We start from the raw sequence: 7,499 nt of genomic DNA, 5'->3' as shown, positions 1-7,499 counted from the left end.
TCATTTCTTTTTTTTAAGTTTACATACCAGACCAGAACAGTATAGCTGATATGCAAACAAATATTGACTTTCTAGAACTAAATCATAGCAGTGATACCCCTAAGTACCAGCAGCTTGTCAATTCTATTACGAATGCCATAGCGAACAACATCTTATCACAGGGCGATCCGCTACCATCGGTTAATACCATTTGTAAAACGCATCACTTATCAAGGGATACGGTTTTTAAAGCCTATACTGTTCTTAAAGAACAAAGAGTTATTGAATCCGTGCCCAATAAAGGTTATTATGTGGCAAGCAGCACGAAAAAAATATTGCTGGTTTTAGATACTTTTAAGGCTTATAAAGAGGTTTTATATCACTCATTTATACAAAACCTTCCAAGCAATTATATAACCGATGTTCAATTTCATCATTATAATATTGACAATTTTACCACAATCATCAACAACGGTAAGGGCAAGTACTTTAAATACGTTGTGATGAATTTTGACGATGTGAAAGTCAATGAAGTAATTTCAACACTTCCTTTGGAGAAGTTGCTCATTATTGATTGGAATATTCATGCGAAAGAGGATAGCAATTATGTTTGTCAGAATTTTGGCAGTTCTTTTTATCGTGCCATGGAAGAAGCCAAGGAAATGTTTATGAAATATAATGAACTTTGTTTTTTATACCCTGAATTTACAAATCATCCAATAGAGACCGTTACTTTTTTTAAGAGCTTTTGTGAAACGCATCACATGAATTATCAGGTTTTAACGGATCCCACCTCTTATACTATTAAAGAGGGGAGTGCATATATAAGTGTGAGTGACAGAGTCTTGGCGAACTTCTTGAAACAATGTAAAGAAAAGAATCTGGAGCCTGGTTTGGATGTAGGGTTTTTATCTTATAATGAAACACCGATGAAAGAGTTTATTTACAAAGGCATTACCGTTGTTTCCACAGACTTCAAGGTCCTAGGAACCAAAGCTGCGAGCTTTATCATGAATGATCAGCCTTTACAGGAATATATAGAAACACGTTTAATAATTAGAGAATCATTATAAGGTATGTATTTTATAGGATTTGATTTAGGTAGTTCATCAGTTAAAGCCGCTTTGATTGATTCGAGCACGGGAAAGACAATAGGAGTTACCAACTATCCGGAAACAGAGATGTCTATTTTAGCGAAACAAACGGGATGGGCCGAACAGGATCCTGGTATTTGGTGGCAAAATTGTTGTAAAGTAACCCAGCGATTACTCAGGCAAACCGGCGTATCTTCCAATGAAATTAAAGGTGTCGGAATTGCATATCAGATGCACGGTATGGTGATTATTGATAAGGATCAGAAGGTGTTAAGACCATCGATCATTTGGTGTGACAGCAGGGCCGTAGAGATTGGTAATCAGGCATTTCAAGCCGTAGGGGCAGATTTGTGCGTGTCAAATTTGTTGAATTCACCAGGCAATTTTACGTTGTCTAAATTAAAATGGGTCAAGGAGAATGAACCTGAAGTATTCAATCAGGTCCATAAATTATTATTACCTGGAGATTTTATTGCCATGCGCCTCACAGGAGAGGTCACTACCACAATTAGTGGATTATCAGAAGGTATTATGTGGGATTTTAAAGAAAATGAACCGGCATCCTGGCTTTTTGATCATATGGGAATAAGTAAAGAGCTGATACCTGACGTTGTTCCTACCTTTTCTGAACAGGGTACGGTCACAAAACAAGCCGCTGAAGAAATTGGCTTGCCTCAAGGAATACCAGTTCTATATCGAGCCGGAGATCAACCGAATAATGCCCTTTCGTTGAATGCTTTTGAGCCTGGAGAAATAGCGGCAAGCGGAGGAACATCAGGAGTGGTGTATGCCGTAACGGATTCGATCCAAACGAAAGAATACCTAAGAATTAACAATTTTGCCCATGTTAATTATACCAAAGAAAACCCGCGGATAGGGAAACTATTAAATATAAACGGTGCCGGGATACAGTACAGTTGGATGAAACAAAATTTGGCGCATGCGTCAGCGTCCTATGAGGATATGAATAATCTGGCTGCTACTGTTTCGATTGGCTCTGAAGGACTTAGAATACTTCCTTTCGGGAATGGAGCGGAAAGAATGTTGAACAATCAAAATAAAGGAGCCCGTATTTCTAATCTGAACTTTAACCTGCATAAGAGAGGGCATATGTTTAGGGCAGCTCTAGAGAGTATTGCATTTTCATTTGTTTATGGTATTGATATTTTAAAAAACGACGGAGTCGACCTTTCAGTGATCCGCGCTGGGAATGATAACCTGTTTCGATCAGACATATTTTCTACCACCATCGCTAGCCTGGTCGGAGCGAATATTCAGATTATAGATACTACTGGTGCCGTCGGGGCAGCAAGAGCCGCTGGTGTAAGTTTTGGCGCTTTTAAATCCCTGAACGAAGCCTTTTCAGACATTGAACATGTAATGACGTATCAACCTCAAAGCAATAAAAACAACTATTCTGAATTCTATGAATTGTGGAAACAGGATTTAGAGGAACAATATCATCAATAACATCATAAAAATTTATAATAATGGCAATTTTAGGAAATAGAGAATACTTTAAGGGCATCGAGAGTATCAATTATGAGGGTGTCGAATCAGACAATCCCCTGGCATTTAAATACTATAATCCAGAGCAAATAGTAGCTGGTAAAACCATGAGGGAGCATTTTAAATTTGCCATTGCCTATTGGCATACATTCTGTGGTCAAGGTGGAGATCCTTTTGGACCAGGGACACAGAATTTTGCATGGGATCAGGCCTCTGATGCAATTCAGGCTGCAAAAGATAAGGCAGACGCAGCTTTTGAATTCATCAGTAAGATGGGCTTTGACTATTTCTGTTTTCACGATTATGATTTGATCCAGGAAGGGGCAACATTTGATGAATCAGAAGAGAGATTGTCTGTGATCACAGATTATATCAAGGTCAAACAAAAAGAATCAGGAATTAAATTATTATGGGGTACAGCCAATTGTTTTTCTAATCCTCGCTATATGAATGGTGCGGCGACAAATCCAGAGTTTAATGTGTTAGCCAGGGCTGGAGGACAAATAAAATTGGCCTTGGATGCTACCATCAAATTGGATGGTGAAAACTACGTGTTCTGGGGAGGAAGAGAAGGATATATGTCGTTATTAAATACGGATATGGGTAGAGAACTGGATCATATGGGACAGTTCTTAAGAATGGCACGTGACTATGCCCGAGCTGAGGGATTTAAAGGCAATTTCTTCATTGAACCTAAGCCTATGGAACCTATGAAACATCAATATGATTTTGATGCAGCAACGGCTATTGGCTTTTTAAAAGATCAAGGTTTGGACAAAGATTTTAAGATGAATATTGAAGTTAACCATGCTACTTTGGCTCAGCATACATTTCAGCATGAAATGGATACCGCGGCAAAAGCGGGAATGTTGGGGAGTTTGGATGCCAACCGAGGAGATTACCAGAATGGATGGGATACAGATCAATTTCCAAACAATATACAAGAGACAACAGAAGCGATGTTGGTATTTTTAAAGGCTGGAGGCTTGCAAGGAGGAGGTATTAATTTTGATGCCAAGATCAGAAGAAATTCAACTGATGTAGAAGATGTTTTTTATGCCCATATTGGCGGTGCCGATACCTTTGCCCGAGCGCTGCTTATTGCCGATAGGATCATATCCTCTTCTCCCTATGAAAAACTGCGGTCAGAGCGTTATGCCTCTTTTGATTCCGGAAATGGTAAAGCCTTTGAAAACGGACAACTGACCATGAAGGATTTATATAAAATTGCGAAAGAAAATGGCGAGTTATCGTTGACCAGTGGCAAACAAGAATTGTATGAGAATATTATCAATCAGTATATTTAAGCATTATAGCAGCACCTTACAGAACCAAAACTTAAGATTATTATGAAAGCATTAGATACCCTGGATTGGGTTGTAATTGTCGGGTATTTTGTCATTTTACTGGGAGTAGCCTGGTGGGTGATTTTACAAAAACAAAAAAATACGGAAGATTATTTTTTAGCTGGCCGAAATATAGGCTGGTTTATGGTTGGTGCCTCGATTTTTGCTTCTAATATAGGTTCTGAACACGTGGTTGGATTAGCTGGAAACGGCGCTGGCGATAAAATGCCCTTATTAATTTATGAAATGCATGCCTGGATCGTACTGATGCTGGGTTGGGTGTTTTTGCCATTTTATGCGCGAAGTGGTGTATTTACCATGCCCGAGTTTTTAGAAAAGCGTTTTGATGAAAGATCGAGATGGGTTTTATCGATAGTTTCTTTGGTGGCCTATATATTGACTAAAGTATCTGTAACGATTTATGCCGGTGGTATTGTTGTCTCTGCTCTTTTAGGAATTCCTTTTTGGATTGGTGCCGTGGCTACTGTGGTGCTAACAGGTATTTATACGGTACTTGGAGGTATGCGTGCCGTGGTATATACGGAGACCATTCAAGCTATTATCCTTGTGCTGGGAGCCGGAATCCTCACCTTTATGGGCTTGGAGGCTGTTGGAGGCTGGGGAGAATTAAAAGCAACTGTGGGGCCGGACTATTTCAATATGTGGCGACCTAATTCAGATCCTGACTATCCCTGGTTACCGCTTTTTATAACCAGTACAGTGGTAGGGATTTGGTATTGGTGTACCGATCAGGTTATTGTTCAGCGGGTTTTAACTGCAAAAAATATTAAAGAAGGAAGAAGAGGAAGTATTTTCGGTGCTCTTTTAAAATTAATGCCCGTCTTTTTATTTTTAATTCCTGGCGTTGTGGCCCTGGGGTTGAAAATGCAGGGCAAGTTGGACTGGAACAGCCCGGATGAAGCTTTCCCGGTATTGATGAGCAATCTGCTTCCTTCAGGCTTGAGAGGTTTAGTGGCAGCCGGTCTTTTGGCAGCTTTGATGAGTTCCTTAGCCTCTGTTTTTAATTCATGCTCAACGCTATTTACCTTAGATATTTATAAAAAAATCAAACCTAACAAACCGGAGAAGGATCTGGTAAAAACGGGTCGAATAGCAACTTTCTTCGTTGTCGGTCTGGGCTTGCTCTGGATCCCTATAATTTCAAGATTGTCTGATGGTTTGTATGAGTATTTACAAAATGTCCAAGCCTATATTTCACCTCCGATAGCCGCCGTTTTTCTATTGGGAATTTTCTATAAAAGAATTAATGCCAATGGAGCTATTGCTACCTTAGTAGGTGGATTTATTATCGGCTTTTCAAAGCTGACTCTTGAGATTATGAAGACCAGTTTTACCGAAGGCAGTTTTTTATTCAATATTGCTGATATCAACTGGCTGGTATTTGGCGCATATTTCTTTGCCTTGTGCATAGGAATAGCCGTTGTGGTTAGTATGTTTTACCCTGCTCCTTCAGAAGCTCAATTGGCAGGCTTGACTTTTGGAACCATTGATAAGGAACAGAAGGAATCGAATAAGTCGAGTTATACCATTTGGGATATCATAACATCTGCCTTGGTAGTCATTATTGTACTCTATATTATGATATCATTTAGCTCCTTGTCCTTATAATTGAGAAGTTGGATTCGACTAAGTTTAGCCGTTAAAGGCTTTCATTTTTTCGAGACGCATGGCAAACGGGACGCTGTTATGTTTAAAAGTGTATTCAATGGATTTGTCAAATTCAACCGTTTGTTCAACTTCGAGTTGTGATTGTTGAATACTACCTTCAAGTTCAGATTTGAGCGCCTTGTTCAGAATGATTTGAATGCTGCCATAGTATAGTTCTGTGATCATATACACACGTCGAAGCTTTCCTTCATAGGTTTTCCATTTGTCTTTTTTTAAAATCTCCAGGTAATTGTCAATACGTATGCGGTTCATATTTGACATGGTTCTTACCTGAATGTTGCCAAAGTGAAAGTGATTGATTTTTCTTAGTTCGAATCGGTGTCCCAGGTCCTGGATTAATGGATTTTCAAGACTTGTTATAGCCGTTGATTCCATTTGAATCGTTAACTCGGCCAAGTGAGCGTTTTTAATCTTTTCTTTGTACAATTCTTTGATACCCTTTGTCCAATTTTCATGACTGATAATGGAAGCATCCAGAAAGGCATTGTAAATGTGTTCTGACATGCCTGGATGTTTGAATTTGGGTTTGCCTATAATTGGGTCCCATACTAGATTTCCGAGTATTATGTTTTCGTGAGAGGCAGGTATCAATTCTAAATTGTACTTGTTGCGAAACCTTTTTATTTCCATTCTGGCCAAATTATTGGAGATTGAAGATAACGACAATAGAAAAAAAAGGGGTAAGGGAACTGCTTACTATCTGTAAGGCTATTTTTATTTAAGACGATTTTAATTGAGATACCTTGGGGTAAGCTTGATATACCTTACTATAAGTACGGTTTATACCTGAGAATTGAAAGTGTTCGACTTAAAGAATCTGCTTTTGGATTCTGTATTCTATGATCTTTTAGTACCTTATGGGTATAAAATCAAAGAATTATGAAAAAAATACGGCTTCTGTTTGCATTTTTAGTAATGCTGTTTTGCTTTGTTCAATGTACTGAAGATGATGTAGTTGAGAAGGCAGAAATTCAAAAGATACTTGCTGATGGTGGTGAGGAGGGGGAAGATGATAAAGATAGTACCAAGGACTAGTTGCTTAAATTGAAAAAGAATATTTTTTTGAATGCATATAAAAGAGTTTTATAAATTTTTCACCAAGCTAATTCTTCTACTTTGGTTTGTCCTAAGTTGTGATAAAGTATCGATTGATCCTTGCGTGGATTGCGATCGAATCGATATGATTTTGACTGAATTTAAATCTGATTCACTGTCTATTCTTGAAAAACAAAATTTATTAAATCAAGCAGAAGATTTATGTGAGGATCTTGAATCGGATAGCCTAAGGTCATTGTATTTATTTAAAATATCTAACAAGCTATTCAAACTCAAGAATTACCAGAATTTCAGGAATTTAAGTGAAGAGTATTTGCAGATAGCCATAACAAATAATGACACATTGCGTATTGCAGATTATTATTGGAATATGGGTATATATTATTCTAAAATTGAAGTTTCTGATAGTGCTTTTTTTAATTTTAAAATGGCCGGTCAAAAATTTAGGGATATAGGACATAATTATTATGAAGCAAAAATGGATTATAATATGGCATTTTTGCTCAGAAGATCTAGGAATTATATTGAAAGTGAGGCATATGCATATAAATCAATTATGAAGCTTGATTCAATTGAGCATAAGGTTTTACTTTATCGTAACCTTAATCATTTAGGATTGCTGTATTATGATATGAAGCAATATGACCATTCTGAGAACCACCATGAAAAAGCATTAGATCTAGTTTCAGTTCTTCCGAATAAATCAGTTTATTTAGAAAGAACTCTAAACAACCTTAGCCTCGTTTATCAAAAGCAACAAGAATATGAATTGGCAATTCAAACAATTAATCAGGCATTGGAGAATAAACAGTTGGAAAAGCAGCAT

Annotated in this window: 7 protein-coding genes; 6 read left to right on the top strand and 1 reads right to left on the bottom strand. The window is 37.7% G+C overall.

The genetic code is table 11. The features are described from left to right. Positions 1–50 precede the first annotated feature (50 nt). Genes ACR2MV_RS04670 through ACR2MV_RS04655 form a run of 4 tightly spaced genes read left to right on the top strand, consistent with a single transcriptional unit; the run spans position 51 to position 5,557 of the window. Entirely contained in the window at positions 51–1,052 is a 1,002-nt protein-coding gene (locus tag ACR2MV_RS04670) for a GntR family transcriptional regulator (RefSeq protein WP_434020740.1), read from the top strand. Between the two features lie 3 nt (positions 1,053–1,055). Next, complete coding sequence (locus ACR2MV_RS04665; protein ID WP_434020739.1) at positions 1,056–2,543, top strand: xylulokinase; 1,488 nt, start codon at positions 1,056–1,058, stop codon at positions 2,541–2,543. A 20-nt stretch (positions 2,544–2,563) separates the two neighbouring features. Continuing rightward, a complete protein-coding gene (gene xylA, locus ACR2MV_RS04660) occupies positions 2,564–3,889 on the top strand; it encodes a xylose isomerase (RefSeq protein ID WP_434020738.1) in 1,326 nt (441 codons plus the stop codon). 42 nt (positions 3,890–3,931) lie between these two features. Next, entirely contained in the window at positions 3,932–5,557 is a 1,626-nt protein-coding gene (locus ACR2MV_RS04655) for a sodium:solute symporter (protein ID WP_434020737.1), read from the top strand. A gap of 24 nt (positions 5,558–5,581) precedes the next feature. Here ACR2MV_RS04655 and ACR2MV_RS04650 read toward each other — a convergent pair whose 3' ends face one another. Further along, the gene (locus ACR2MV_RS04650) at positions 5,582–6,121 is read right to left on the bottom strand and encodes a hypothetical protein (protein ID WP_434020736.1); all 540 of its coding nucleotides are present in this window, start codon (positions 6,119–6,121) and stop codon (positions 5,582–5,584) included. A 375-nt stretch (positions 6,122–6,496) separates the two neighbouring features. On the opposite strand from ACR2MV_RS04650, the gene ACR2MV_RS04645 reads away from it, so the two are divergent. Continuing rightward, positions 6,497–6,652, top strand: coding sequence for a hypothetical protein (locus ACR2MV_RS04645; protein ID WP_434020735.1), 156 nt, complete (start codon positions 6,497–6,499; stop codon positions 6,650–6,652). Between the two features lie 31 nt (positions 6,653–6,683). Then, positions 6,684–7,499: tetratricopeptide repeat protein (locus ACR2MV_RS04640; protein WP_434020734.1), on the top strand; the 816-nt coding region annotated here is incomplete at its 3' end.

Origin of the sequence: Lutimonas sp. (genome assembly GCF_051011215.1) — a bacterium.
Classification (GTDB): domain Bacteria; phylum Bacteroidota; class Bacteroidia; order Flavobacteriales; family Flavobacteriaceae; genus Lutimonas.
Note: the sequence above shows the minus strand (reverse complement) of the source record. Positions and strands in the feature narration are given on the sequence as shown.

Bases quoted from the DNA above. Each gene is read 5' to 3' on its own strand.
- ACR2MV_RS04670 (WP_434020740.1), top strand. From the start codon at position 51: ATGCAAACAAATATTGACTTTCTAGAACTAAATCATAGCAGTGATACC.
- ACR2MV_RS04665 (WP_434020739.1), top strand. From the start codon at position 1,056: ATGTATTTTATAGGATTTGATTTAGGTAGTTCATCAGTTAAAGCCGCT.
- xylA (WP_434020738.1), top strand. From the start codon at position 2,564: ATGGCAATTTTAGGAAATAGAGAATACTTTAAGGGCATCGAGAGTATC.
- ACR2MV_RS04655 (WP_434020737.1), top strand. From the start codon at position 3,932: ATGAAAGCATTAGATACCCTGGATTGGGTTGTAATTGTCGGGTATTTT.
- ACR2MV_RS04650 (WP_434020736.1), bottom strand. From the start codon at position 6,121: ATGTCAGAACACATTTACAATGCCTTTCTGGATGCTTCCATTATCAGT.
- ACR2MV_RS04645 (WP_434020735.1), top strand. From the start codon at position 6,497: ATGAAAAAAATACGGCTTCTGTTTGCATTTTTAGTAATGCTGTTTTGC.